This is a genomic window from Arthrobacter sp. B0490 (genome assembly GCF_002929355.1).
In the GTDB taxonomy this organism is placed as follows: Bacteria; Actinomycetota; Actinomycetes; order Actinomycetales; family Micrococcaceae; genus Arthrobacter_D.
Map to the genome: position 1 here is coordinate 60312 of NZ_PJIR01000006.1, position 25873 is coordinate 86184.

Below are 25873 nucleotides of genomic sequence, written 5' to 3' on the forward strand. Positions count from 1 at the left end.
GACAGGCCACCGGGATCTCCCGGTGGCCTGTCCGTTGGTGCTCGGCTCTCAGCGGTTGGCGTCCGCGCGGTCCGACAGTTCGGCGTCCAGCTCGGAGAGCTCCTGGGCGACGCGATCCACATCGGCCTTCGAGATGGCGACGGGTCCCGCACTGTGCCTGCCACGGGACGGCTGCATCGTGACGACATCGGACTGCTCGGTTGCCTGCCGACCGCCGTCGTACCCGGCCCCTGCGTCGGTACCTGCCCCGACTCCTGCTGCGACTCCTGCAGCAGGCCGGGCGCCGGCGACTGCCGACCCGGTGCCCGTGGCTGCGGGCGACATCGACGCGGCAGGACCGGCGGGAGCCGCCTGGGCGAAGTCGACCGTGCGACGCAGCGGGCTCTCCTTGATGAACAACACGCAGACGAGTCCCATGACCGCGATGACCGCCGTGATCAGGAAGATCATGGCCGTGCTGTCGCCGTAGGCGGCGCGCACGATGTCGGCGATCGGTGCGGGGAGGTCGACGAGGTCGAGCGAACCGCCCGCCGCTCCGCCTGTCGTGGGGATCCCGGCGGCAGCGAGGCCCTCGGTGGTCTTGGTCTCCACCTGCGTTCCGAGCACGGCTCCCAGGACGGCGACGCCCGCAGCACCACCCATGGAGCGGAAGAACGCCACCGATGCGCTGGCCGAACCGATGTCCTTGACGGCCACGGTGTTCTGGACGGCCAGCACGAGGTTCTGCAGCATGAGGCCGAGGCCCAGGCCGAAGACGAACGTGTAGATGCCGACGAGCCACAGTTCCGTCACGTGGTCGATGGTGCCCGCGAGGCCGAGGCCCACGATGAGGAACAGGGCACCTGCGACGAGGTAGCGCTTCCACTTGCCGTACTTGGCGACGAGCTGGCCGGCGCCGATGGATCCCAGCAGGTTGCCGGCGATCATGGGGAGGGTGAGCAGGCCGGCCTCGGTCGGCGTGGCGCCACGGGCCACCTGGTAGTACTGGCCGAGGTAGCTCGAGCTGGCGAACAGGGCGATACCCACGACGATCGAGGCGACGATGGCCAGGGCCGTGGTGCGCTCGGAGATGATCTTGAGGGGGATGATCGGCTCAGCCACCTTCGTCTCGACCACGAGGAGCAGTGCCAGCAGGATGACGCTGCCGCCGACCATCAGGGCCGATTCGCGGGAGAACCACTCGTAGTAGCCCTCCTTGCCCGCGAAGGACACCCAGATGAGGAGCAGGCTGACGCCGGCGGTCAGGAGGATGGAGCCGAGCCAGTCGATCCGTGCCTTACGGCGTGTGTCGGGGAGCTTCAGCGTGACCTGCAGGAGCACCAGGGCGATGATCGCGAGGGGCACACAGACGAAGAACGTCCAGCGCCAGCCGAGCGGGGAGTCCACGATGAAGCCACCCAGGAGCGGCCCGCCCGCGGTCGCGACGGCCATGACGCCGCCCATGTAGCCGGAGTACCGGCCACGCTCACGCGGCGCGATGATGGTGCCGATGATGGCCTGCGCCAGGGCGGTGAGGCCACCCATGGCGACACCCTGGATGACGCGCGCCGTGAGGAGCAGCGGGATGGTCTGGGCGAACCCTGCCAGGACCGAACCTGCCACGAAGATGACGATGCTGACCTGGACGAGCATCTTCTTGTCGAACAGGTCGGCGAACTTCCCCCAGATGGGGGTGGTCGCGGCGTTGGCGAGCAGCGCGGCCGTGATGACCCAGGCGAAGTCCGTCTGGGAGCCGTTGAGGTCGCTCATGATCGTCGGCAGCGCGTTGGCGACGATGGTGCTGCTCAGGATCGCCGTGAACAGGCCCGCGAGCAGACCCGTGAGTGCCTGCAGGATCTGCTTGTGGTTCATGGGCTCGCCGGACCCGTGCGAGACGGCCCCGTGCGAGGCTGCGGCCGGTTGCGGCACGGGGGTCTCGGGGGTCCTCGCCCGGGTGGAATGGATGGCCATCAGCGTTCTTCCTTCATGATCTCGGTCGTGCGGTTCAGGTGACGGCCGTCGTCGCCCGTGCGGTGTGCGGTGGTGTGTGACGCCCTGGCGGGGTCTGCGGGTCCGGTCTGCACGGCCCCGCTCGGGAGGGCGGCGGAGCGGAGGGCCGCCGTCAGGTGCCGCACGGTCAGCGATGCGGCCTCGGCCTCGGCCTCCGTCCAGTCGGAGAGGATCTCCCGCAGTGTCCCGGCCCTGCGCTCGTAGGTCTCGGCGAGGTACTTCTGCCCCTCCTCCGTGAGCGAGAGCAGGCACGCCCGCCCGTCGAGCGGGTCGGCGGTCCGCACCACGAAGCCGTACTCCTCGAGGTCGGCGAGCTGCCGGCTCAGTGCCGACGGCCCGATCCCGAGCCGCCCCGCGAGGGCCGATGCCCGTATCGGACCGCCCTCCCCCACGAAGAAGAGCACCCCGGTGTGCGCGGGGCCCAACTCGGAGTGCCTCATTCCGGCGGCGGTGACGCCCCGGAGGGCACGCTGCAGATCGAAGATGTGGTGCACCAGCTCTGCAGCCGTGTGCTGCGCTACCGACAAGGGGTACTCCTGACCTCATATACTTCGTTGCTCTAAGTAACAGTACGCCGTCCGTTTCGTTAGGTCAACTAAGTAAAATGCGGTCGAGGTCCGCCCCGAACGGCGCCGGCGGGTGCAGGATCCCTCCGCCTGGGGCACCGGAGAGAAGCCCGACGACGTCAAGCGGACGTCGAATCCCCTGCCGAAGCTTGCGGTCACGGTCGGCACCCTGTTAGGCCTGATACACGAGGGCAGTAGAATCACCAGTCGAGGAGCGCCCCATCCCGGGCCGCGGAGAAGGACGTTCGCAATGACGCGCAAGGAACCCCGAGTAATCGAGCCGGACGAGAAGAACATCGAGGTCGCGGACCACCCCAAGGATTATGCGGCGGGCCTCCCGGGCGTCTACTACTCCATGAAGCCCGCCATCGAGCACATGGGCCTGGAACGCACGCTGAAGACCGTCCTCAAGATGAACCACAAGGACGGCTTCGACTGCCCCAGCTGTGCCTGGCCGGACCCCGCCAAGCGCAAGACCTTCGAGTTCTGCGAGAACGGTGCCAAGGCCGTCACCTGGGAGGCCGCCCCGGTGGTCATCTCCCCGGAGTTCTGGGCCGAGAACTCCCTCACGGAGCTTCGGTCACGGTCCGAATTCTGGCTGGGGATGCAGGGACGCCTCGTCGAGCCCGTCTACAAGCCTGCCGGTGAGGACCACTACCGGCCCATCAGCTGGGACGAGGCCTTCGAGATCGTCGGCAACAAGCTGAAGAGCCTCGACTCCCCCGACGAGGCCGCCTTCTACACCAGCGGGCGCACCTCGAACGAGGCGGCCTTCCTCTACCAGCTCTTCGCACGCGGTTTCGGCACCAACAACCTGCCCGACTGCTCCAACATGTGCCACGAGTCCTCCGGCTGGGCCATGGGCCAGACCATCGGGATCGGCAAGGCGACGGTGACGTTCGAGGACTACGAGAACGCCGACCTGATCATCGTCATGGGCCAGAACCCGGGCACGAACCACCCGCGCATGCTCACCGAACTCGAGAACTGCAAGCTCAAGGGCGGCCAGATCGTCGCCGTCAATCCGCTCCCCGAAGCGGCCCTCAAGCGGTACAAGAACCCGCAGACGGTCCGCGGCGTGGCGGGCAAGGGCACCGAGATCGCCGACCAGTTCCTCCAGGTCCGGCTCGGCGGTGACATGGCCCTGCTGCAGGCCGTGTCCAAGCGCGTGTTCGAGGCCGAGGCGAAGAATCCAGGCACGGTCCTGGACCACGCGTTCCTCGAGGAGCACTGCGAGGGCCTCGACGAACTGCGCGACTACCTGCTGACGCTCGACGACGCCACGGTCATCGAAGCCACCGGCCTGCGGATCGAGGAGATCGACGAGCTGGCCGACCGCTACCTCGCGGCCGACAAGGTGATCATCACCTGGGCGATGGGCATCACGCAGCAGAAGAAGGGCGTGGCGACGATCAAGGAGATGATCAACCTCCTCCTGCTGCGCGGCAACATCGGCAAGCCCGGAGCGGGCGCCTCCCCCATCCGCGGCCACAGCAACGTCCAGGGCGACCGCACCATGGGTATCTGGGAGCAGATGCCCGCGACGTTCATGGACGCCCTCGGGAAGGAGTTCTCCTTCGAACCGCCCCGCGAGCACGGAGCGGACGCCGTCGAGGCGATCAAACGCATGCGGGACGGACAGGTCAAGGCGTACGTCGCCCTCGGCGGGAACCTCGTCTCGGCCATCTCGGACACGCAGGTCGCCGAGGAAGCGTTCGAGAAGACCGACATGACGGTGCAGATCTCCATCAAGCTCAACCGGTCGCACCTCATCACCGGCAAGGAGGCGCTGATCCTCCCCTGCAAGGGCCGCACCGAGATCGACCGCCAGGCCACGGGAGAGCAGTTCGTCTCGGTCGAGGACACCGTCTGCGCGGTCCACGCCTCGCGCGGCAGCGTGGAGCCGGTCTCCGACAACCTCCTGTCCGAACCAGCTATCATCAGCCGCCTCGCCCGCGCCACCCTGGACGGCAGGCTCGACGCCGACTGGGAGGGCTTCGAGAAGGACTACGACCTCATCCGCGACCACATCTCGCACGTCGTCGAGGGTTGCGACGACTACAACCGGAGGATCCGCCTGGACGGCGGATTCGTCATGCCGAACGGGCCACGCGATTCGCGGACGTTCAACACCCCGACGGGCAAGGCCGTCCTCACGGTCAACGACCTCGAGTACCTCGAGCGCCCCGAGGGGACGCTGATCCTCCAGTCACTGCGCGCCCACGACCAGTGGAACACCACCATCTACAGCCACAACGACAGGTACCGCGGCATCAAGAAGGGCCGCCACGTGGTGTTCATCAACCCGGATGACATCACCGAACTGGGCCTGACGGACGGTCAGAACGTGGACATCCACGGCGTGTACGACGACGGCATACAGCGTGTGCTGCGCGCCTACCGCGTCGTCTCCTACCCGACGGCGCGCGGCTGCGCCGCCTCGTACTACCCGGAGGCGAACGTCCTCGTCCCCCTCGACGAGGTGGCACAGGGCAGCAACACGCCCACGTCGAAGCAGGTCATCGTCCGATTCGAGCCGAGCAGCCACACCGCACCGACGGAGCACTACTCCGCAGCGACGGCTCCGGTGCCCGACGCCGAGGCGGACGGCTTCCCTGAAGCCCGGTCGGAGAAGACTCCGGCGAAGGAGGCCGCGGCCTCGAGCGCCTGACGCCCCACCCGACCGAGCCCGGACGGGCTCGGATGGGCTCGGTCGGGTCGGCCGGCTCGGTAGGACCCGGATCTCCGGCCCTCCTGACAGGACGACCGCCCTCGATGCGCCGTAGACTGCTGCGGTCACGGCGACCGGGGGCGAGATGGATCAACAACAGGACCAGCGGCAGGACCAGCACGACCAGCAGCGTCGCGTCATCCGCGTCCTGGTGGTCGCGCAGATCCTCGGCGGACTCGGCGCAGGCGCCACGCTGTCCCTCGGCGCGTTGCTGGCCGCCGAGACCTCGGGCTCGAGTGCCTGGTCCGGCATGGCCGCGACGATGGCCACCCTCGGAGCCGCAGCCGCGGCCGTCCCCCTCGCCACACTCGCCCAGCGCAGGGGACGCCGGATCTCCCTCGCGACGGGCGCCGTCGTCGCCTGCATCGGTGCCCTCCTGGCGATCACGGCTGCCTCGCTCGCACTCTTCCCGCTGCTGCTCGTCGCGCTGATCCTGCTCGGTGCCGGGGCAGCGACGGGACTCCAGGCACGCTTCGCCGCGACAGATCTGGCCACCGAGGCGACGCGCGGACGCAGCCTCTCCGTCGTGGTGTGGTCCACCACCATCGGCGCCGTACTCGGCCCGAACCTCTTCGAACCGGGCCAGGTCGTGGCCGGGGTCCTCGGCATCCCGCCGCTCAGCGGGGGCTTCGTCTTCACCGCGGCGGCCCAGATCGCGGCCGCACTCGTCTATTCGCTGGGGCTGCGTCCCGATCCCCTCCTGACGGCCCTGAGCCGCGACGCAGCGAACCGCCCGGCGGACGCCCCGGCTCCGATGAAGCGGCGCGGTCTCGCCATCCTCGCCCGCAATCCCGTCGCCCGGTTCGCCGTCGTGGCCATCGCTGCCGGTCACGCCGCGATGGTGTCCGTCATGTCCATGACGCCCGTCCATCTGCACGATCACGGTGCGGGACTGTCCGTCGTCGGACTGACCATCAGCCTGCACGTGGCCGGGATGTACGCACTGTCCCCCGTGTTCGGCTGGGTCGCGGACCGAGCGGGGAAGATCCAGGGGATCCTCCTCGGTCAGGTGCTCCTGCTCGCGGCGCTGCTGACGGCGTGGCAGGCGTCGGGATCGGAGGCGGGGGTGACGGTGAGCCTGGTCCTGCTCGGGCTGGGCTGGTCCGCGTGCATCGTGTCCGCGTCGGCCCTCCTCGCGGGAGCCGTGGACGTCGCCGAGCGTGCGCCGGTCCAGGGATCGTCGGACCTGGTCATGAACCTCGCCGGCGCACTCGGCGGCGCACTCGCGGGCCCGGCCCTCGTCCTCCTGGGCTACTCGGGCCTCGGCCTGGCCGCGGCCGTGCTGGTCGGTGTCGTCCTGACGTGGACGCTCGCGCGCCTGGCCCGGCGCACCCCGACCGCCGTCCCGGCCTGATCCCCGGGGGCTACTGGGCCGAGCCCGTCCAGCCCTTCTGTTCCTGCGTCTCCTCGTCCTTCTCGATGACGGTCGTCACGGTCGTCGCGGCCTTCTCCACGGCAGCGCCCGTCTCCTCGCGGTTCTTCGTGGTTACGGTCCCCGCGGCGTAGCCGACGAGGAAGGCGCTGACGACACCGGCATGAGGTCCCACCAGGTGCGCCGAACGTTCGGCCAGTTCCACGATCCGGGGGTGGTCCACCTCGAGGTCGAGGATCTGGAGGGCCTGGGTCAAAGTACGGCTCCAGTCGCTGAGGGTGCGCTCTTCGTCGTCGGGCGTTGCCATGGTGTCTCCTCGCGTCGGGTGCAGTCCGCGGCTGCCGACATTCGTCGGCAGCGCTCCCCAAGCTCTATCACCGCCGTCCCGGTGCTTCAAGGAGGAGCAGCAGGATTCCGCCGTTCCTTGACTTCGCTTCCGGGCGAGGATGTAATTCCTTCCGGCAGGGTGACACGATTCACCGGCCGCCTCGGCAGGACCACCTCGACGGAGAGGAACCGATCAGCATGACCATCCCCACCCGGCCAGGACCGGACGCGTCCGCCTCGCAGCAGCCCTCGGGGCCGTGATGCTCCTGGCCACCGGCACGGGAACTGCGGCCCTCGCTGCTCCACCCCTCGACCCGGTGGGCACCACCCCGGTCCCGACGAAGAAGGCACCCCCGGCGTCCGCCCCCGACTTCGGGCCGAACGTCACGGTCTTCGATCCGAGCATGCCCGTGAGCGAGATCCAGGCGACCGTCGACGCCGTCAACGCCCGCCAGATCGACGACGAGATGGGCACCGAACGCGCGGCCCTCCTGTTCCTGCCGGGCACCTACGGCACCGACGCCGAGCCCCTGCAGTTCAGGGTCGGCTACTACACGGAGGTCGCGGGCCTCGGCGCCTCCCCGTCCGACGTCGTCATCAACGGCAAGATCGAGGTGTACAACCGGTGCCTCGACGGCGACGGGACGAGCAACTGCATCGCACTCAACAACTTCTGGAGGACGCTCTCCAATCTCACCCTCGAGGTCAACGGTGCAGGCCAGGACGGCTGCCGGGCGACGGCGAACTTCTGGGCCGTCTCGCAGGCCGTCTCGCTCCGCCGCGTGGAGGTCACCGGGGGGACGCTGTCCCTCATGGACTACTGCACCGCCGGACCCCAGTACGCGAGCGGCGGCTACCTCGCCGATTCGAAGGCCGGGGACATCGTCAACGGGTCGCAGCAGCAGTGGCTGACCCGCAACAGCGAGATCGGCAACTGGTCCAACGGCGTCTGGAACGCCGTCTTCTCGGGGACGGAGGGCGCGCCGTCGGACGAGGGCTTCCCCACTCCCCCGTACACGACCCTCGACCGGACCCCGGTCAGCCGGGAGAAGCCCTACCTGTTCGCCGACTCCTCCGGTGCCTACGGCGTCCGTGTGCCCGCCGCCCGGCAGGACTCCCGCGGCACCTCGTGGGGCGACGGCCTGACCGCCGGCCGCACCATCCCGCTGTCCGAGTTCTTCGTCGCGAAGCCCGGTGACTCCGTCCGGGCCATCAACAACGCGCTCACCCGCGGCAAGCACCTCCTCCTCACCCCCGGCGTCTACGACATCGCGCAGACCATCGCGGTCAAGCGCGCGGACACCGTGGTGCTCGGTCTCGGCCACGCCACCCTGACCGCCGTGGACGGTGCCACCCCGATGCGCGTCGCCGATGTGCCCGGCGTCGTCATCGCGGGCGTCACGATCGACGGCGGCACCGTCAACTCCCCCGTCCTCCTGCAGGTCGGCACGAAGAACGGCAACAACGGCGCCAGGCACGACGATGCGGCGAACCCGACGACGCTCAGCGACGTCTACTTCCGGATCGGCGGCCCGCACGTGGGCAAGGCCGACGTCAGCCTCGAGGTCAACAGCGACAACGTGCTGATCGACCACACGTGGGTGTGGCGTGCCGACCACGGCAACGAGGGCGCCTTCGGCTGGGACGTCAGCACCGGCCGCAACGGCGTGATCATCAACGGCGACGACGTCACCGCCACCGGCCTCTTCGTGGAGCACTACCAGGAGTACAACGTGATCTGGAACGGGGAGAACGGGCGCACCGTGTTCTTCCAGAACGAGCTCCCCTACGACCCGCCGAACCAGGCCGCCTGGCAGCACGACGGCGTCCTCGGCTGGGCCGGCTACAAGGTGGCCGACGACGTCAGGAACCACACGCTGTGGGGCGGCGGCTCGTACATCTTCACGAACGTGGACCCGAGCATCCACGCCACCCGCGGCTTCGAGGTGCCGAACACCCCCGGCGTGGTGCTGAACCACCTCCTGACCGTGAACCTCGGCGCCGGCACGATCGACCACGTGGTGAACGACACCGGCGCGCCGGTGAGCAACGCGAACACCGGCACGCCGAGCTACGTGGAGCGCTACCCGTAGGGGAGCGCATCTGGGGAAGCCGCATGGATCGAGCGAGGCCGGGGCGATGCCCCGGCCTCGCTCGCGTGCGTGGATTCGCGTGGACAGGGCGCGCCACCGGGGCGTGATGACCTGACATCCCCTGCCTCCGGGCGCGGCCCCACCACCCGTGCGGCATGCCCGAGGCCGCCCGCCTCTCCGCGTGGCACCCGCGCCGGCACGCGAACCGACCCTAGGCCGACTCCCGCTCCACGAGGTGCAGCCCATGGCCCGGGTGCGACGGCTTCGCCACGCCGTCGAGGTCCGCGAGCACCAGCGCGGCCAGGTAGCGGGCCTGTACCCCGATCGACTGCGAGACGGTCGTGAGCGGGGGCGAGGCGAGCCGCGCCACCGGGACGTCGTCGACGCCCACCACCGCACAGTCGTCCGGACAGGACAGCCGTTCGGCCCGCACGCCGGCAAGGACCGCGAGCGCGACGTCGTCGTTGTAGGCTGCGAGGCCGGTGACGTCCTGCTCCCGCCAGTCACGGACTGCCTTGGCTGCTTCCAGGACGTCGAGCCCGACCGGGAGCACCACGGGCTCCGGGAGGTCGAGATCCGCGCACGTCCGCCGGACCCCGAGGAGGCGGTCGCGGGCGAAGACCCCGAGCCGCAGATCGGTGGGCCAGGCATAGCCGATCCGCCGATGTCCCCGGGCGGCAAGGTGGCGGACCTGCAGCGCGCCGATCGCGAGTTGGCTCTCGGCCGGAAGGTCGAGGTCGGGCTCGCACTCCTCACCGAGGGTCCCGAGGACCTGGATGCCGGCCCGGCGCATCGCGAGGAGGTCCTCGTCGGCGAAGGGGGCGAAGCCGATCACCGCGCGGGGTGTCACGGCCCGCCACAGATCCGCGAGCGGGCGCGTCGCCCTGCGGTGGTGGACGAGGACGGACAGCCCTCGGCCCGACAGTCCGTCGGCGAGCTCGTCGAGGAGCGTCTCGATGACCGGCCCCACGGGCCGGTCGGGCAGGATGCACAGCACGAGATCGCTGTGTCCGGTGCGCAGTGCGCGCGCCGCGGCGGAGGGCGCATAGCCGAGACGGGCTGCGGTCTCGCGCACGCGGCGCCGGGTCTCCTCCGAGATGCTGACGCCGTTCCGTCCCGTCAGGACATAGCTGACGGTGGTGCGTGAGACGCCGCTCTCGCGGGCCACGTCGGCGCTCGTGATGCCCGTCATCGCTCCCCCTTCCCCGCACTCGCGCGTTGCCAGCAAGTGTAGGTCGGCGAGATGCAGCTCCCCCTCGGCGCAGGTCACGTGGACGTGTCACAAACCGTGCCCGGCCGGTGTCCTATGAGCACAGGGATACCTCGAGAGAGTGGGAGATCATGAACGGGAAGACACGCGTCGTGGTACTGGGCGGCGGCTATGCCGGGGTGATGGCCGCCAACCGTCTCGCCGGGAGCCGACAGGCACCCGCGGTGGAGGTGACCCTCGTCGACCCGGGACCGCACTTCACGGAGCGGATCCGGTTGCACCAGCTCGCCGCGGGAACCCGCGACGGCACAGGGGTGGACTGGGCGGAGGTGCTGCACCCGCAGGTGCGGCACGTGCGGAGCCGCGCGGTGAGCATCGACGCGGAGGCCCGGATCGTCGCATTGGCTCACGTCGAGCCGGTGCACTTCGACTGGTTGATCTACGCGGTGGGCAGCGGGGAACAGCCGACCCCGCTGCTCTCGGTGACCGATACCACCGTCGCCCGGACGACCCGGGACACGATCGCCGGACTGCCGACAGGGGCGACGGTCACGATCGCCGGCGCGGGCCCGACCGGGGTGGAGGTGGCCTGTGCTGTCGCGGTGTCGCGCCCGGACCTCTCGATCACCGTCGTGGCCCCCGCGGGCCTCACCCATCCGCTGACCGCACACCCCGCGGTGGCACGGCGGTTGCATCGCCTGGGCATCACGGTGGAGGACGGCAGGGTGGATCGGGGCACCGGCGCCGTCACCACTGCGGACGGGCACTGCCGCCCTGCGGCCCGGGCGGTGCTCTGGACCGTCGGACTGGCCACGCCACGCCTGGCGGCGGACAGCGGCCTGCCCGTGAGCGGCGACGCCCGACTGATGGTGGATGCGACCCTCACCGTGCCGGGGCGGGAGCGGATCCTCGGGGCCGGCGATGCCGTCGCCGTACAGGGCCTCGCGGGACGACACCTCCGGGCGTCCTGCGCATCGGCCCTTCCGATGGGCGCCCATGCGGCCGACACCGTGCTGGCCCGGCTGGCCGGCCGGACGCCCGACGCGATCGACATCGGGTATCTCCTGCAGTGCCTGGACCTCGGCGCCGGGCACGGGCACGTCCAGGCCGTACGCCCGGACGACACCGCACGCCGCTGGGCCCTGGCCGGTCGGGCCGGCGGCTGGGCCAAGGAGCAGGTGTGCCGAATGACCCTGACCTGGCTCGCCCGCGAGGCACGCAGCCCGGGGTCCTTCACCTGGCCGTCCGGACCTGCCGTATCCGTACACTGACGTCGTGACCACCATCCCGGACCAGGACGAGCTGTTCCTCGCCCACCGCTCGATGGTGTTCGCGATCGCCTACGAGATCCTCGGCTCCCGGGCCGATGCCGAGGACATCGTCCAGGAGACCTACCTGCGCTGGGCGGCCGTGGACGGAACCGCCGTGCGGAACGCGCGGGCGTACCTCGCGACCACTGCCGGCCACGCGGCGCTCAACCACGTGCGCACCGTGGAACGGCGCCGGGAGCACTATCCGGGGCCATGGCTGCCCGAACCGCTCGTCCCCGACGACGAGAGCCCGGAGCACCGGCTCCTGGTCGAGGAACAACTCACGTACGCGCTGTCCGTGGTCCTGCAGCAGGGCACGCCGGAGCAGCGTGCCGTGTTCATGCTCCACGACGTGTTCGGGCTGCCCTACCCCGACATCGCCGAAGCGATGGGCAAGACCCAGGCCGCGGTCCGCCAGATCGCCCATCGGGCACGCACCCGGCTCGACGCCACGTTCGGCCCCGCGGTCGGTGCCGGGACCATGGAGAAGGACGGCGCGGAGGTGCTCGACGCCTTCCTGGCCGCCGTCGCCACCGGAGACCTGCAGGCCCTGATCGACGTGCTGGCACCGGACGCCGTGCTGCTCTCCGACGGCGGCGGCAGGGTGGTCGCCGCCCGTAAGCCGATCCTCGGCGCCGAGGCCGTCGCGCGTTTCCTCCTCAGGATCGCCCGTACCCCGGAACCCGACCTGCGGGCGGAGATCGCCCCGCTCAACGGCGGCCTGGGGGTCCTGGTCCATGCCGGTGCCCGACTCGAGCTGACCCTGGCCGTCGCCGTCGACGACCGACGGCGGGTGACGGGCGTCTATCTGGTCCGTAATCCCGACAAGCTTCCGCAGCGGGGCAGCGCGTAGGCGTCCGTGTCGCCACGGCCGGGTGCGGTACGAGCGGACCATCCGAGCGGACTATTCATACGAAGGCGCGGCGCCCTGGGCCGGTGCCGGCGGACCACCGGCACGGCACCCCGCCGCCGCCCCCACCGGACCCGTCCCCGCCGCAATCTCAACAGCACGTATCGCCGCACCCGACGACGGAGCGACGGCGACCGCGCCGGCCCGGATCGCGCGCGGCGTCGTCGCGCACCACCGGCGCACGCAGCGGGTCAGGGCCGACTGCTCGGACAGGCCCACGAGCCCGGCGACCTGCTGCAGCGGCAGGTCCGTGCGTGTGAGCAAGCGGAGCGCGGCATCACGGCGGGCGTCGTCGAGCAGGGCCTCGAACGTGGTGTTCTCCGCCGCCAGTCGCCGCTGGAGCGTGCGCGGGTGCATCCCGAGAAGCCGGGCAGCGGACTCGATCCGCGGCGGGGACGTGCCGAGCATGCCGTCGATGGCGTTCCGGACCTGCGGGGCGACGACACGACCGGGTTCCGGGAAGTGGCTGTGGAGGTACTCGAGGGCGATCTCCCGGAGCGTCCCGTCCACACCGACCAGTGGCCGGTCCAGCAGGCTCCGCGGCACCCGCAGGAGCGAGGCCGCCTGCCCGAACCGCACCTCCGCCCCGAAGAACTCGGCGTAGCGGGCCGCGGAGGCCCTCGGCTGGTGGGAGAGGTGGACCGAGTGGAGACCGTAGGGCCCGTCCACGAGGAAACGGATCATGCGGTGCGCGAAGGCGAGGATGGCGTCGGTCGCCTGGCGGGGCGGCGTCCCCTGTGACGATCCGTAGCAGAGGCCCACCTCTCCTGCACGCCCCTCCGGGTCCGGCACGATGGTGAAGCGCAGCACGGGGCTGTGGAGGAAGAGGAACTGGGACGCGCATCCGAGCGCGGCACCGACCGTCGGCGAGTTCTGCACGGCGACGGCGAGCGGACCGAGGATGCCGATGTCCTGGTACTCCGACATGCGCAGGCCGAGGTCCGGGCAGGGCAGCTCGCGCGCCGCGCCCTCCAGGAGCTTCGCCATGGCGACGTCGGAGACGAGGACGTCGTCGCTGCCGAGCGCCTCCAGCGGCACACGGTACTGCACGGCGAGCGCAGCGGCGTCACCCCCGAACTGCCCGACGACGTCGCTGAAGCCACGCATGCCGGCGGAACGGATGACGGAGCCCATGTCGTCCAAGGGTAAATAGGTGTCGCGCTAAGTCAAGTCCTGCCTCGACGGCCGCCGGAATAATGGAAGCATGGACACTCCCCTCGAACATCTCGACGTCGTCATCGTCGGCGCCGGTCTCTCCGGCATCGGCGCCGCCTACCGGGTCTCCACCGAGCTGCCGGGCAAGAGCTTCGCCGTCCTCGAAGCACGCGCGGCCATCGGCGGCACGTGGGACCTCTTCCGCTACCCGGGGGTCCGCTCCGACAGCGACATGTTCACCCTCGGCTACCCGTTCCGCCCCTGGACCGAGGCGAAGGCGATCGCCGACGGCTCGTCGATCCTGCAGTACATCCGCGAGACCGCCGACGACCCCCGCATCCGCGAACGCATCCGTTTCTCCACCAGGCTCATCAGCGCCGCCTGGTCCTCGGCCGATGCCTGCTGGACGCTGGACCTGGACGTGACGGCCGACGACGGCAGCGCCCGGACGGTCGACCGCCGGCAGGTCACCTGCGGGTTCCTCTACCTGTGCAGCGGCTACTACGACTACGACCACGGGTACGAGCCGTCCTTCCCCGGCCACGAGTCCTTCCAGGGCGAAACGGTCCGCCCCCAGTTCTGGCCCGAGGACCTCGACTACGCGGGCAAGCGCGTCGTCGTGATCGGCAGCGGCGCCACCGCCGTCACGCTCGTGCCGTCCATGGCGAAGGACGCCGCGCACGTCACGATGCTGCAGCGCTCCCCCACCTACATCACGGCCGTGCCGAGCCGTGACAGGTTCTCGGACGCCGCACGCCGACACCTCCCCGCCGGGCCCGCCCACCACGTGGCCCGCGCCAAGAACGTCCTGTTCACGCAGGCGTTCTACCAGCTGTGCCGCCGCCGCCCGGAGATCGCCAAGAAGCTCATCCGCACCCAGACCGCGCGGATCCTCGACGACGAGAAGACCGTGGAGGAGAACTTCACACCTGCCTACAACCCGTGGGACCAGCGTCTGTGCGTGGCACCGAGCGCCGACTTCTTCAAGGCCCTGAAGTCCGGCAGGGCCTCCGTGGTCACGGACACCATCGACACCTTCACCCCGGACGGCATCCGCCTCTCCTCGGGCCAGGAACTCGAGGCCGACATCGTCGTCCCCGCGACCGGGCTGGCGATGCTGCCGCTCGGCGGCGCCACCTTCACCGTGGACGGGCAGCACGTGAACCTCGGCGACTCCTGGGTGTACCGGGGCCTGATGGTCAGCGGTGTCCCGAACCTCGCCCTCTGCGTGGGCTACACCAACGCGTCGTGGACGCTCCGGGCCGACCTCAGCTCGCGCTACGTCTGCCGCCTCATCCGGTACCTGGACCGCCACGGGCACCGCTACGGAGCCCCCGCCGTCGACAGCGGGATGAAGGCCCGCCCCATCCTCGACCTGACGTCCGGGTACGTGCAGCGCGCCGTCTCCGCCTTCCCCAAGCAGGGCGACCGGCAACCGTGGACCATGCGGCAGAACTACCTGCTCGACGCCCCCACCGCACTGCGCGGCAACCTGGGGAAGAACATGGTCTTCGACGCCCCCACCCCGCCCGCCGTCCCGGCACCCGACCTGCAGGAGATCCACGCATGAGCATCCGACCCTTCCACTTCGCCGGCGCCACCGCCGTCGTCACCGGCGCCGCAGGAGGCATGGGAGAGCACCTCGCCCGCGGCCTCGCCGAACGGGGCAGCACCCTGCTGATCGTCGACCGGGACGGGGAGGGGCTCGACGCCGTCGCCTCCTCCATCCGTTCCTCCTATCCCGGCAGCACCGTGACCACGTTCGTCGCCGACCTCGCCGACCGCGACGCCGTCGAACGCCTCGCCGCCGACCTGCTGGCCGCGACCGACCGCGTGGATCTCCTGGTCAACAACGCCGGCGTCGCACTGGCCGGACGGTTCGACCAGATCAGCCTCGACGACTTCGACTGGGTCATGGCCATCAACTTCTCCGCGCCGGTCAGGCTCACGCACCATCTGCTGCCGAGGATGACGCCGGAAGCCCACATCGTGAACGTCTCGAGCCTGTTCGGTCTCGTGGGGCCCAGGGGTCAGACCGCCTACTCGTCGAGCAAGTTCGCACTGCGCGGGTTCACCGAGGCGCTCCGCAACGAACTGCTGCCCCGCGGGATCGGCACCACGACCGTGCATCCGGGCGGCATCAGGACGAACATCGCACGCAATGCGCGCATCGGCGGGAACCTGAGCGACATCGACGTCACCCGCGCGAAGGACGAGTTCGACAAGCTCCTCACCTTCCCTGCGGACCGGGCCGCGGAACTCATGCTCGAGGCCGTCAAGGCCCGCAGGCCGCGCCTGCTGATCGGCCTCAGCGCCAAGGTGCCCGACGTCGTCGCCCGCGTGGCGCCGATGTCCTTCGGCACCCTCGAGCGCGGCGGCACGAGGCTCCTGCGCCTCGCCGGGAAGATCCGGCGATGAGCGCAGCCGGCGTCGGGTCCTCCCCCGCGATGCGCACCACCCCGGCGCAGGACGACGGTTACCTCGGCGTCGACGGGATCCGCGTCCGATACCGCGACGAGGGTGACCGGGAGAGGCCTCCCGTCCTCCTCCTGCACGGGATCGGTCGCAGCCTCGAGGACTGGGAGGGCCTGTACGGACGGCTCGCACCGGACCACCGGGTCATCAGCGTGGACCTGCCGGGCTTCGGCCTGTCGGACCGCACCGCCGGCCGGTATTCACTGGAGTCCATGGCCCGGTTCGTCATCGCCGTCCTGGACACCCTGGGCGAGCACCGGCCGCTGCACGTGGTGGGCAACTCCCTGGGCGGCGCGATCGCCCTGAAGATCAGCGCCCTCGAACCGCAGCGCGTGCGGAGCCTCGTGCTGGCGAACAGCGCGGGCTTCGGCAGGGAGGTCACCCTCGCGCTGCGTATCCTCGCGATCCGTCCCGTGGGGCGGCGGCTCCTGAAGGACAAGTCACGCAGGACCGCGTACCGCACGGAGCGCGCACTGTTCTACGACAAGAGGTTCGTCACCGAGGAACGGCTCGACCACGCGCAGCAGGTGGGCGGGAACCCGGTGCACGACGAGGTGCTGCTCGCCGTCGCTCGGCACCTCGGCACGTTCCGCGGGGTACGGCGTCGCTGGCGGACCGAGCTGCTCCGGACGGTCGCCGCCCAGCACAAGCCGACGCTCGTGGTGTGGGGCGACGAGGACCGCATCCTGCCGGCGTCCCACCTCGAGCACGCCCGCGCTGTCTTCCCGCACGCGGAGTTCCACCTGTTCGAGAAGACCGGGCACATGCCGCAGATCGAACGGGAGGAGGAGTTCGACGCCCTCGTCCGGCGGTTCATCCACGGCATCGAGGAACAGGGGTAGACGGCGCCCTTTCCGCAGCGCCCGCCGGATGGTGGAATGAGCCATGACGCGCGTCATCTTCTACACGGCCTCCACGCTCAACGGCTTCATCGCGGACGAGCACAACTCCCTCGACTGGCTCTTCGCCGTCGAGCCTCCCCCGCCCGGACACTACGAGCGCTTCTTCGGTTCGATGGGCGTGCTCGTGGAGGGCTCGACCACGTACGAGTGGGTGCTGGCGTTCGAGAGGCTCCTCGAGGAGCCCGCGAAGTGGCGGACCCTGTACGGGGACAGGCCCACGTTCGTCTTCACCACCCGCGATCTGCCCGTCCCCGAGGGTGCCGACGTGCGGCTCGTCTCGGGCGATGTCCGCCCGGTGTTCGAGCGGATACTCGAGGCAGCGGGAGGGCGCGACATCTGGATCGTCGGCGGCGGCGACCTGGCCGGCCAGTTCCTCGCCGCCGGCCTGCTGGACGAGATCCAGGTGGCCGTCGCCCCCGTCGCCCTGACCGGAGGGGCCCCGCTGCTGCCCCTGCGCGTCGAATCGGACCGGCTGACCCTGCGCTCCGCCGAGCAGCAGGGACAGTTCGCCGTCCTGGTCTACGACGTCGGGCGGGAGGCCTGAACGCGGGTCCACCCAGGTCCAGGTCCTCTGGCCACCGCGGACGGAGCGGCGTACAGTCCAGCCATGATCAACGACGATCCGACCATCACGGACCCCGACCACTACTCGGTGCTCTGGGAGAACGAATTCGTCCGGGTGCTGGAATACGTGGACGAACCCGGCGACCGGACGACGCCGCACGATCACCCGAACAGCGTCCTCGTCCCGCTGACCTCCTTCTCGCGCCGGCTCTCCTCCGGCGACAGGGTGTTCGACACACACCTGTCCGCGGGTCAGGCCGTCTGGCTCCCGGCACAGCGGCACTCCGGGGAGAACACCGGCAGGACGCCCACGCGGGGCATCCTCGTGGAACTGAAGGGGGCCTCGGCGGGGGAAGCGTCCCCCGAGACCCTCGGCCCCGATGCCTAACGGTCCCCGGCGTTCCCGCGGACAGGGCCGGCTTCGCCCCGAGTTCGGGAGATCTTGATGGGACCTCGAGCTTCTCTGCACCCCGGCTTCATGTCGCACGGAAAGACTGGGTGTCCGGTGGCGACCAGGGAGGGGCCCGTCCGGGCGCCCTTCGACCACCGGTCCGGCGCGAGAGGAGCGAAGGTGCAGCCCATCATCGACAAGGCGGCCTTCTCCAGGCTCGTCGCCGACCTGGGCTCGCTTCGGGCCGCTGCATCCTTCGTCTCCCGGTTCACCGACCTGCTGGACGAACACATCCTCACGATCGAACGTTCCTTCCGCAGCACCGACCCCGAGCAGTGGCGTGACGCCGCCCAGCGGCTCCGCCTCGCGGCGGCGAAGGCCGGGGCCGGGAGGCTCCAGGCCACCGCGGCCCTGCTCCTGGAACCGGACGCACGGGACGCCCGCGCCGCACCGGCGCTCATCGGCCACCTGCGCTCGGACGCCAGGGTGTTCACGCTGGCACACTCGGCGATGTGCGAGGAGCAGGCCCTCGCCGAACGGCTGGCCGCACGCCGGCCGGCCTGACCGGCCTGACGACGTCCGGCCCCGGCACGTCCCATAAGCCGCCCGCTCCGCGTCAGCGCCCGGGAGCCGCGGGGACGTACGCTTCCTGCCAGCGTGCGAGTTCGGCGAAGAACGTGGATCGGGCCGGTTCCGGCGAGAGCGTGAGGTCGTGGATCCCCCCGGTGATCCGCACGAGGGTGACGAGCCCGCCGAGCTTCGGCGCACGCCCGGCGATGTGTGCGACGTCGAGCACCACGTCCGTGGACGAGATCCTCGCGGGCTCCTTCGCCGGGTTCGAGGTGGCATCGGAGCACGCCACGAGGACGGGGCAGTCGATGGCGAGGCCGCGATTGAGCTCGGCGTGTCCGCGGCGGACGCCCGCGAGCCAGGCGGCGACGACGGGGAACCCGCCGTGCGGCTTCCAGGTCAGGCTGTAGTCCCACTCCCCGCCGTTGTCGCGGTGGAGGAAATGGCCGTAGGAGACGCCGAGCTTCCCCACGACGGCACGCGGCCTGAGCGTCCCGATCCTGTGGACCGCCGCCGTCCCGAGGGTGCGCTGGAACAGGCTCGCATGGAGATCGAACCAGGGGCTGTTGAGGACGAGTGCGTCGACGATCCCCCGCCCGCGGCGCCGGTGTGCCCAGAGTGACGTGACCAGTCCTCCCGTCGAGTGGCCCATGACCACGAGGACGTCGTGCCCCTCGTCCTCGCGGATGATGCGTGCCGCCTCGTCCAGCTCCTCGTCGTAGTCCTCGAGGGACGTGATGTAGTTCGCGGTCTGGTGCCCGAGGAGGGACCGCCCGTACTTGCGGAGGTCCACCGCGTAGAAATCGAACCCGGCCTCGTGCCAGGCGTCGGCGAGATGGGTCTGGAAGAAGTAGTCCACGAAGCCGTGTACGTAGAGCACGGCCCTGCGCGACCCGCCGGGAACGGTGCTGCGGACCAGGGTCGCCACCACGTCGCCCTCGTCATCGGGACGCAGCGGAAGCGTCCGCACCTCGTACCCGCTACCCAGGACGTCCTCGCGGTACGCGTCCTGCTGATCTGCCTGCGTCAAGTCTGCGGTCCTCCCCGGCCTGTCCCTGCCCGCGCGTCCCTGGAGCGGGCGCACGGCACCGGCCCCCTCCGTTCACCGGGAGCAAGGCCAGCGTCACCAGTGTGTCACCGGTCACGGGTAGTCTGCTGCCACCGCATCCCTACAGGAGTTGATTCCACGTGTCACGACGTTTCACCACGGGCCACCACCGCGCCGCCGCGGCGGTCGCCATCGGCTGCATCGCAGCCCTCGGACTCGCACCCGCCGCGACCGCCGCACCCGGCGGGACCAAGGGCCCGAAGGACCCGACGGTCTCGATCACCGTCCTGGGTACCAGCGACCTCCACGGCTACATCGAGAACTGGGACTACTTCACCAACGCGGAGTACGACGACGCCGCGCACAACGACGTCGGACTCGCCAAGATCTCCACCCTCGTGAACCAGGTCCGCGCGGACCGCGGCGCCGGATCGACCCTCCTGATCGACAACGGCGACACCATCCAGGGCACCTCCCTGACCGACTTCTTCGCCACGGTGGAGCCGATCACCGAGACGGGTGAGACCCACCCCATGGCCGCCGCGATGAACGCGATGGGCTACGACGCCACCACGCTCGGGAACCACGAGTTCAACTACGGGCTCCCGCTCCTGCGCACCTACGAGGAGCAGCTCGACTTCCCGCTGCTCGGCGCCAACGTCAAGGACGCGACCACCGGCGAGGACGCCTTCACGCCCTACGTCATCAGGACCGTCAAGCTCAAGGGCCAGAAGCCCATCAACGTCGGCATCCTCGGGCTCACCACACCCGGCAGCGCCATCTGGGACAAGAACAACGTCGAGGGCCGCCTCCGGTTCGACGACATGGTGGAGCAGGCCCGGAAGTACGTCCCCGAGATGAGGTCCGCCGGCGCCGACGTCGTCGTCGTCAGCTCGCACTCCGGGCCCTCCGGCACGTCCTCCTATGGCGCCGGCCTGCCGGTCGAGAACGCCTCCACCCTCATCGCGGAGCAGGTCCCGGGGATCGACGCGATCCTCGCCGGCCACGAGCACCAGGAGATCCCGGAGCGCTTCGTCACGAACAAGCAGACCGGCGAGCAGGTCCTCCTCACCGAACCCAGGAACTGGGGCATGCGCCTGTCCGTCATGGACTTCGAGCTCACGAAGGTCCGGGGCCAGTGGGACGTCACCTCAGCGAACTCGGAACTGCTCACCACCAACACCGTGCCGGCGGATCCGAAGATCTCGGCTCTCGCCGCCGACCAGCACCAGCGCACGATCGACTACGTGAACACGCCGATCGGCACCGCGACCGAGACCATGTCCGCAGCCGACGCGCGGATCCGCGACACGGCCGTCATGGACTTCGTCAACCACGTGCAGGCCGGCGCCGTGGACAAGGCCCTCAACGGGACTCCGAACGCCGACCTCCCGGTCCTGTCCATCGTGGCGCCCTTCAACCGGGCCGCCGTCATCCCCGAGGGCCCCGTCACCATCCGCGACATGGCCGGCCTGTACGTCTTCCCCAACACGCTCTTCGGTGTGGAGCTGACCGGCGCGCAGGTGAAGGACTACCTCGAGTACTCGGCGAAGTACTTCGTCCAGACCGCTCCGGGCGCCCCCGTCGACCCTGCGACGCTGACCAATGCGGGAGGCACCCCTGACTACAACTACGACATGATGTCCGGCGTCTCCTACGACATCGACATCAGCAAGCCCGTCGGCCAGCGGATCGTGAACCTCAACCACGCCGGGGCACCGATCGATCCAGCCCAGCGCTTCGCCGTGGCCACGAACAACTACCGCCAGTCCGGTGGGGGCAACTTCCCCCATATCGCGACGGCCCCCGTGCTCGTGAACCAGACCACCGAGATCCGCCAGCTCCTGATCGACTTCCTGAGCGCCGAGGGCACGATCGACCCGGCCACGTTCTCCGAGGAGAACTGGAAGCTCACCCGCAACGGCGAGCCGGTCTTCGGCTAGTCCCCGTCCGGTGCGGGCCCACCCCCGCACCGACACCCTTGAGCGGCAGGACGCGGACCCCGGTCCGCGTCCTGCCGTCGTTCGGCCTAGATTGGATGCATGACCATCGACATCTCGCGGGCGACGACGGACGACGCCGCTGCGCTCGCCGCCTGCGCCGCCGTCACCTTCCCCCTCGCCTGCCCTGCGGATTCGCGGCCCGAGGACGTCCAGCAGCATATCGCCACGCACCTGTCGGCGGAACGCTTCGCGGCGCTCGCCGAGCTCCCGGGGCACACGATGCTGTGCATCCGCGCCGACGGCGGGATCGCGGGCTGGAGCATGGTCGTCCTGGACCAGCCCACGGACACGGACGTGCTGGCCGCCCTGTCGATCTCGCCGGTCGTGGAGCTCAGCAAGTTCTACGTCCATCCCGACCACCACGGCCGGGGTTCGGCCTCCGCCCTGATGGCCGCGACCCTGGAGCTCGCGGCCGCGTCGGGGCTACCGGGCGTCTGGCTCGGCGTGAACCAGGAGAACGCCCGAGCCATCCGCTTCTACGAGAAGCACGGGTTCGGGAGGGTGGGCACGAAGCGCTTCCGACTCGGTGACCGCTTCGAGGACGACTTCATCCTGCAGCAGGCACTTCCGGTACGAGCGGAGAGCGCCGCCTGACGCCCGCCGCGGACGGACCTCCTACGCGATCGTCAGCTCGCCCATGCGGCCCCAGCCCTCGGCACCGATGCGCTCGCTGATGATCTCCGGTGTCTCCACGAGGGCCTGCGGCATGTCCTGCATGGCCTGCGAGAAGTGGCCGCTGTTCACGTGGGCCTCGGCGGCGTCGTCCTGGAACGCCTCCACGAGGACGAACCGGTTCGGGTCCTCGACGCTGCGCGACCAGTCGAACCACAGGTTGCCCGGTTCCTGGCGGGTGGCCTCCGTGAAGTCCCGGGTGAGGTCGATCCAGCGGTCGCTCCACTCGGGCTTCACGGTGAACTTGACGACGATGAAGATCATGGGATGGTGCCTTTCCGACGGAGGTGGGTACCTACCCAACCTAGGGGGTCCCACCCCCGGAGCGCATGCGCGCCGGCAGACGCGGTTGTCAGAGGGCGAGGCTGGGATGCAGCTTCTCGAGGGACCAGGAGCGCCTGCGGTGGGACGCCACGACCGAGAGTCCCGCGGCGAGCACGAAGAAGACTCCGAGCTGCACGGCGGAGAGCCAGGCGACGCCGAGGTCGCCGCCCGCCACGAGGTGGCGCAACCCCTCGACGGCATGCGTCATGGGCAGCAGCGGGCTGAGGAACCGGAAGAAGCCCGGCGCGGTCGCCACGGGGTAGGTGCCGCCCGCCGAGGTGAGCTGCAGCATCAGCAGCACCAGCGCCACGAGCCGTCCCACCCCGCCGAGGAGGGCGACGAGCGACTGGTGGATGGCCGTGAACACCAGGGCGGTGAGGACGGTGAAGGCCAGCAGCCCCAGCGGATGCGGCGTGGTCAGCCCGACACCCACCGCCAGGACACCCAGGAGCACGAGGGCCTGGAGCACGGCGAACAGCGCACCCTGCAGGTACCCGGCGGCCGAGATCCGCCAGGACGCAGCCGTCGAGGCGAGGGCCCGTGGCGAGACCGCCCGCAGCACCGTGTACGTGATGATGCCGCCCACCCAGAGCGCCAGCGGGATGAAGTACGGTGCCATGCCCTCACCGTAGGCGTCCACCGCGTTGACGTGCGTCCTGTCGATCGTGACCGGCGAGGCGGCGATGCCACTCAGCTCCGCGCGCTGGGCGGCGTCGTAGTCCGGCACCTGCCCGGCGCCCTGGTCGAGCTGCTGCGCCAGCTCCGAGGAGCCGGTGGACAGCGTCCCGAGGCCGTCCTCGAGCTGCGTGGCGCCGTCGTACGCCCGGGTGGAGCCGTCCGCCAGTCCTGCCGCTCCCCCGGCGACCTGCCCCGCGCCGTCGCTCAGGCCCGAGGCCCCCGCGGCGAGCGCCGCGGCGCCGTCCGACGCCGACACGATCCCGTCCCGCAGCGACGGCGTCCCGTCGGCGAGGCCGGCCGTACCGGACTGGAGCTGGGCGAGCCCGTCGGCGAGGCCGGCGGCACCCGCGGAGACCTGTGCGGCTCCGGCGGCAGCGCCGCCCGCACCCCGGGAGAGGTCGGAGGCACCCGCTGCCAGCCGGGCGGCGCCGTCCGCCGCGTCGGAGGCGCCATCGGTGGCGGCGGCGGCCCCGGCTGCGAGGTCCGTGGACGACGCGGCGAGGCTGCCCGCGCCGACGGCGACCTGCTCGCTGCCCGTGGCCGCACCGTCCGCGCCGGCGGCCAGCTGCTGGAGGGCGGCGAGCCGCTCGGCGTCGGTGAGGGAGGAATACGTCGCCGCGAGCCCCGCGAGGCCGTCCGCCACCGTGCGCGAACCGGACGCTGCCTGCCCTGCGCCGGCCTGGAGCTGGGTCGCGCCCACCGAGAGGGCGCCGGCCCCGTCCCCGACCTGCGCCAGGCCGTCGGCCACACGCCGGGTGCCGTCGGCGAGGACGGAGGACGAGTCGGCCACCTGCGCGGCGCCGTCGGAGACCGACTGCGTCCCCGTGGTGAGTTGCGCAGCGCCGTCCCGCAGCGTCACCCCGCCTGCGGCTGCGACTGCGGCTCCGTCCGCCAGCTGCCGGGACTGCGGGACGAGGTCCGTGGTCGCCGTGCCGAGTCGACCCAGTCCCGTGGAGAGGTCGGCCGCCCCGGTCTCGAGGTCCGCTGCGCCGCTCGCCACCCGGGCGCTGCCGGAGGAGAGCTGGGCACTTCCGTCGACGAGGCTCCCGAGCCCGACGACGAGCGACGCGGATCCCTCATCGGCGCCCCGCGCGCCCTCGGCGATCCTGCCGGCGCCGTCGCCGGCCTCGGTCAGCGTGCCGTGGAGCGAGGAGAAGCCGAGATAGATGCTGTCGAGGTAGTCCTCCGTGGCGCCGGTCCGCACCTGGCGCTGCAGGTTCGCGGCGACGGTGTTGCCCACCTGGCCCACGATGTAGCTGTCGGCGTCGTCGGTGGTGATGTCGAGCACGGCCCGGGCGGGAGCGTCGCCCCCGACGGACGCGAGGGTGGACGAGAACTCCGACGGGATGGTGAGGATCGCGGCGTAGGTGCCGTCGTCGAGGCCCGCCTGCGCCTCGTCCCCGCCGACCCGGACCCAGGTGAAGCCGGCATCGTCCGACGAAGTCAGCGACTCGGCGAGGTCGGCGCCGGCGGACACGGTGCTCCCGCCGCCGTCCGGTCCGGTGGTGGTGGCCGGCTGGTCCTCGTCGACGACGGCGGCCGTCAGCCGGTCGAGGTTGCCCGTGGGATCCCAGTTCGCGGCGAGGTAGAGACCGCCGTAGAGGGCCGGGATGATCGCGATGACCAGCAGGGCGGCCTTCGCGGTGAGGGTGATGCGGAAGCGGGAGAGTTCCGTGCGGAGCAGGGAGAACACGCGTTACCTGATTTCGGGGGCTGGGGTCGGAGGCGCCTCGAGGGTGTGGACCGCGGCGGACCGCAGGGGCAGTGCCTCGAGGCGGTGGCCGGGGGCGAGGACATCGGCGAGTTCCTGCCGGTCACGGCAGGTCGCGACGACGGTGAGCGGGCGTGCGTCGTCGCGCGTGTGCCCGAGGGTGAGCAGTGCGGCCCAGGCGGCGCGGCGCTCGGGGGCCGTGCGGAGCCGGTCGACGTCGTCCACCACGAGGATGTCGGGATCGGAGGCGAGCGCGAGGACGAGGCCGAGTGCGAAGCGTGCCGCGGGGGCGGCGTCGCGGACGAGTTCGCTCCGGTGGAGCCGGGCCTGCACCAGGGGTGCCCCACCCTCGCCGTCGCCGAACACGTCCTCCAGGCCACCCAGGAGGTCGTTGGCGGCGGTGATCGTGCGGTCCACGCGCTTCCGGGAGGCGGACGGCCTCCACCACGGGCCCGCCAGCTGCAGGGCCTCCGCGACGTGGTGCTTCACGGTGAGCGTCCCGTCGAGCGGCGTCACGCTCTCGTTGCCGGTGAAGCCCACCCTGCGGCGTACCGAACCGGCGTGGCGGGGCAGCGCGAGCCCGAGGACTGTCGCACGCCCGGCAGTAGGGGTGAGCCGCCCGGCGAGGGCGAGCGCCAGGGCTGTCTTCCCCCTGCCGGACGGCCCGGCGAGGACGGCCAGCGACCCCGTGGGGACGTCGAAGGAGACGTCCCTGAAGATCGTCCGCTTCCCGGCGCACAGTGCCAGCCCCTCGACGGAGACGGTGGGGACCCCGTCGGCGGGACGGGCGGGCGGGACGGGCTGGGAAGTGGTCATGGCGTCCTTCATTTCAATACTCTCAGTATTCAATACCGATGGTATCCTAGTCCGAG

General features: G+C 70.7%; 22 protein-coding genes. 13 read left to right on the top strand and 9 right to left on the bottom strand.

Annotation, left to right across the window (positions count from 1 at the left end; translation table 11 throughout):
- Nucleotides 1-48: 48 nt before the first annotated feature.
- Both CXQ97_RS11100 and CXQ97_RS11105 read right to left on the bottom strand, forming a co-directional pair.
- A complete protein-coding gene (locus CXQ97_RS11100; protein ID WP_146069633.1) occupies nt 49-1950 on the bottom strand; it encodes an MDR family MFS transporter in 1902 nt (633 codons plus the stop codon).
- Nucleotides 1950-2516 carry a MarR family winged helix-turn-helix transcriptional regulator gene (locus CXQ97_RS11105; RefSeq protein ID WP_104180933.1) on the bottom strand — a complete coding sequence of 189 codons (567 nt, stop codon included), beginning with the start codon at nt 2514-2516 and terminating at the stop codon, nt 1950-1952. Before CXQ97_RS11105 ends, CXQ97_RS11100 begins: the two co-directional genes overlap by 1 nt.
- 289 nt (nt 2517-2805) lie before the next feature.
- On the opposite strand from CXQ97_RS11105, the gene CXQ97_RS11110 reads away from it, so the two are divergent.
- Together CXQ97_RS11110 and CXQ97_RS11115 are read left to right on the top strand one after the other, a co-directional pair.
- Nucleotides 2806-5226, top strand: a complete 2421-nt coding sequence (locus CXQ97_RS11110; RefSeq protein WP_104180934.1) for an FdhF/YdeP family oxidoreductase — start codon at nt 2806-2808, stop codon at nt 5224-5226.
- 145 nt (nt 5227-5371) lie between these two features.
- Entirely contained in the window at nt 5372-6640 is a 1269-nt protein-coding gene (locus CXQ97_RS11115; protein WP_104180935.1) for an MFS transporter, read from the top strand.
- A 10-nt stretch (nt 6641-6650) separates the two neighbouring features.
- Here CXQ97_RS11115 and CXQ97_RS11120 read toward each other — a convergent pair whose 3' ends face one another.
- Nucleotides 6651-6965, bottom strand: a complete 315-nt coding sequence (locus tag CXQ97_RS11120) for a DUF6457 domain-containing protein (RefSeq protein ID WP_104180936.1) — start codon at nt 6963-6965, stop codon at nt 6651-6653.
- A gap of 280 nt (nt 6966-7245) precedes the next feature.
- Here CXQ97_RS11120 and CXQ97_RS11125 point away from each other — a divergent pair, with 280 nt between their 5' ends.
- A complete protein-coding gene (locus CXQ97_RS11125) occupies nt 7246-9078 on the top strand; it encodes a glycosyl hydrolase family 28-related protein (RefSeq protein ID WP_104181050.1) in 1833 nt (610 codons plus the stop codon).
- Nucleotides 9079-9289: 211 nt separating this feature from the next.
- Here CXQ97_RS11125 and CXQ97_RS11130 read toward each other — a convergent pair whose 3' ends face one another.
- Nucleotides 9290-10270 carry a LacI family DNA-binding transcriptional regulator gene (locus CXQ97_RS11130; RefSeq protein ID WP_104180937.1) on the bottom strand — a complete coding sequence of 327 codons (981 nt, stop codon included), beginning with the start codon at nt 10268-10270 and terminating at the stop codon, nt 9290-9292.
- Between the two features lie 149 nt (nt 10271-10419).
- Between CXQ97_RS11130 and CXQ97_RS11135 the strand changes: the two genes are divergently transcribed.
- Entirely contained in the window at nt 10420-11559 is a 1140-nt protein-coding gene (locus CXQ97_RS11135; RefSeq protein WP_104180938.1) for an NAD(P)/FAD-dependent oxidoreductase, read from the top strand.
- A gap of 4 nt (nt 11560-11563) precedes the next feature.
- A complete protein-coding gene (gene sigJ / locus CXQ97_RS11140) occupies nt 11564-12451 on the top strand; it encodes an RNA polymerase sigma factor SigJ (RefSeq protein WP_258062497.1) in 888 nt (295 codons plus the stop codon).
- A 51-nt stretch (nt 12452-12502) separates the two neighbouring features.
- On the opposite strand, the gene CXQ97_RS11145 is transcribed toward sigJ, so the two are convergent.
- Nucleotides 12503-13642: an AraC family transcriptional regulator gene (locus tag CXQ97_RS11145; RefSeq protein ID WP_104181052.1), complete on the bottom strand. Its 1140-nt coding sequence runs from the start codon at nt 13640-13642 to the stop codon at nt 12503-12505.
- A 70-nt stretch (nt 13643-13712) separates the two neighbouring features.
- On the opposite strand from CXQ97_RS11145, the gene CXQ97_RS11150 reads away from it, so the two are divergent.
- From CXQ97_RS11150 to CXQ97_RS11175, 6 genes are all read left to right on the top strand, one after another.
- Nucleotides 13713-15233 carry an NAD(P)/FAD-dependent oxidoreductase gene (locus CXQ97_RS11150; RefSeq protein WP_104180939.1) on the top strand — a complete coding sequence of 507 codons (1521 nt, stop codon included), beginning with the start codon at nt 13713-13715 and terminating at the stop codon, nt 15231-15233.
- Nucleotides 15230-16081, top strand: coding sequence for an SDR family oxidoreductase (locus tag CXQ97_RS11155; protein WP_104180940.1), 852 nt, complete (start codon nt 15230-15232; stop codon nt 16079-16081). The genes CXQ97_RS11150 and CXQ97_RS11155 overlap by 4 nt, the downstream gene beginning before the upstream one ends.
- Complete coding sequence (locus CXQ97_RS11160; protein WP_219815409.1) at nt 16078-16980, top strand: alpha/beta fold hydrolase; 903 nt, start codon at nt 16078-16080, stop codon at nt 16978-16980. The genes CXQ97_RS11155 and CXQ97_RS11160 overlap by 4 nt, the downstream gene beginning before the upstream one ends.
- A gap of 43 nt (nt 16981-17023) precedes the next feature.
- Nucleotides 17024-17584: a dihydrofolate reductase family protein gene (locus tag CXQ97_RS11165; RefSeq protein WP_104180941.1), complete on the top strand. Its 561-nt coding sequence runs from the start codon at nt 17024-17026 to the stop codon at nt 17582-17584.
- Between the two features lie 63 nt (nt 17585-17647).
- Nucleotides 17648-17992 carry a cupin domain-containing protein gene (locus CXQ97_RS11170; RefSeq protein WP_104180942.1) on the top strand — a complete coding sequence of 115 codons (345 nt, stop codon included), beginning with the start codon at nt 17648-17650 and terminating at the stop codon, nt 17990-17992.
- Between the two features lie 183 nt (nt 17993-18175).
- A complete protein-coding gene (locus CXQ97_RS11175; protein ID WP_146069634.1) occupies nt 18176-18559 on the top strand; it encodes a hypothetical protein in 384 nt (127 codons plus the stop codon).
- A 52-nt stretch (nt 18560-18611) separates the two neighbouring features.
- Here CXQ97_RS11175 and CXQ97_RS11180 read toward each other — a convergent pair whose 3' ends face one another.
- Nucleotides 18612-19595 (bottom strand): alpha/beta hydrolase, encoded by a 984-nt coding sequence (locus tag CXQ97_RS11180; RefSeq protein ID WP_104180944.1) that lies wholly within the window; start codon nt 19593-19595, stop codon nt 18612-18614.
- Nucleotides 19596-19753: 158 nt separating this feature from the next.
- Here CXQ97_RS11180 and CXQ97_RS11185 point away from each other — a divergent pair, with 158 nt between their 5' ends.
- Both CXQ97_RS11185 and CXQ97_RS11190 read left to right on the top strand, forming a co-directional pair.
- A complete protein-coding gene (locus CXQ97_RS11185; protein ID WP_219815410.1) occupies nt 19754-21556 on the top strand; it encodes a bifunctional UDP-sugar hydrolase/5'-nucleotidase in 1803 nt (600 codons plus the stop codon).
- A 99-nt stretch (nt 21557-21655) separates the two neighbouring features.
- Nucleotides 21656-22210, top strand: a complete 555-nt coding sequence (locus tag CXQ97_RS11190; RefSeq protein WP_104180945.1) for an N-acetyltransferase — start codon at nt 21656-21658, stop codon at nt 22208-22210.
- Nucleotides 22211-22231: 21 nt separating this feature from the next.
- On the opposite strand, the gene CXQ97_RS11195 is transcribed toward CXQ97_RS11190, so the two are convergent.
- The 3 genes from CXQ97_RS11195 to CXQ97_RS11205 all read right to left on the bottom strand — a co-directional run bounded on the left by CXQ97_RS11195 (nt 22232) and on the right by CXQ97_RS11205 (nt 25817).
- Entirely contained in the window at nt 22232-22552 is a 321-nt protein-coding gene (locus CXQ97_RS11195; protein WP_104180946.1) for a putative quinol monooxygenase, read from the bottom strand.
- 88 nt (nt 22553-22640) lie between these two features.
- A complete protein-coding gene (locus CXQ97_RS11200) occupies nt 22641-24983 on the bottom strand; it encodes a YhgE/Pip family protein (RefSeq protein WP_104180947.1) in 2343 nt (780 codons plus the stop codon).
- A 3-nt stretch (nt 24984-24986) separates the two neighbouring features.
- A complete protein-coding gene (locus CXQ97_RS11205; protein WP_181035049.1) occupies nt 24987-25817 on the bottom strand; it encodes an ATP-binding cassette domain-containing protein in 831 nt (276 codons plus the stop codon).
- Nucleotides 25818-25873 lie beyond the last annotated feature (56 nt).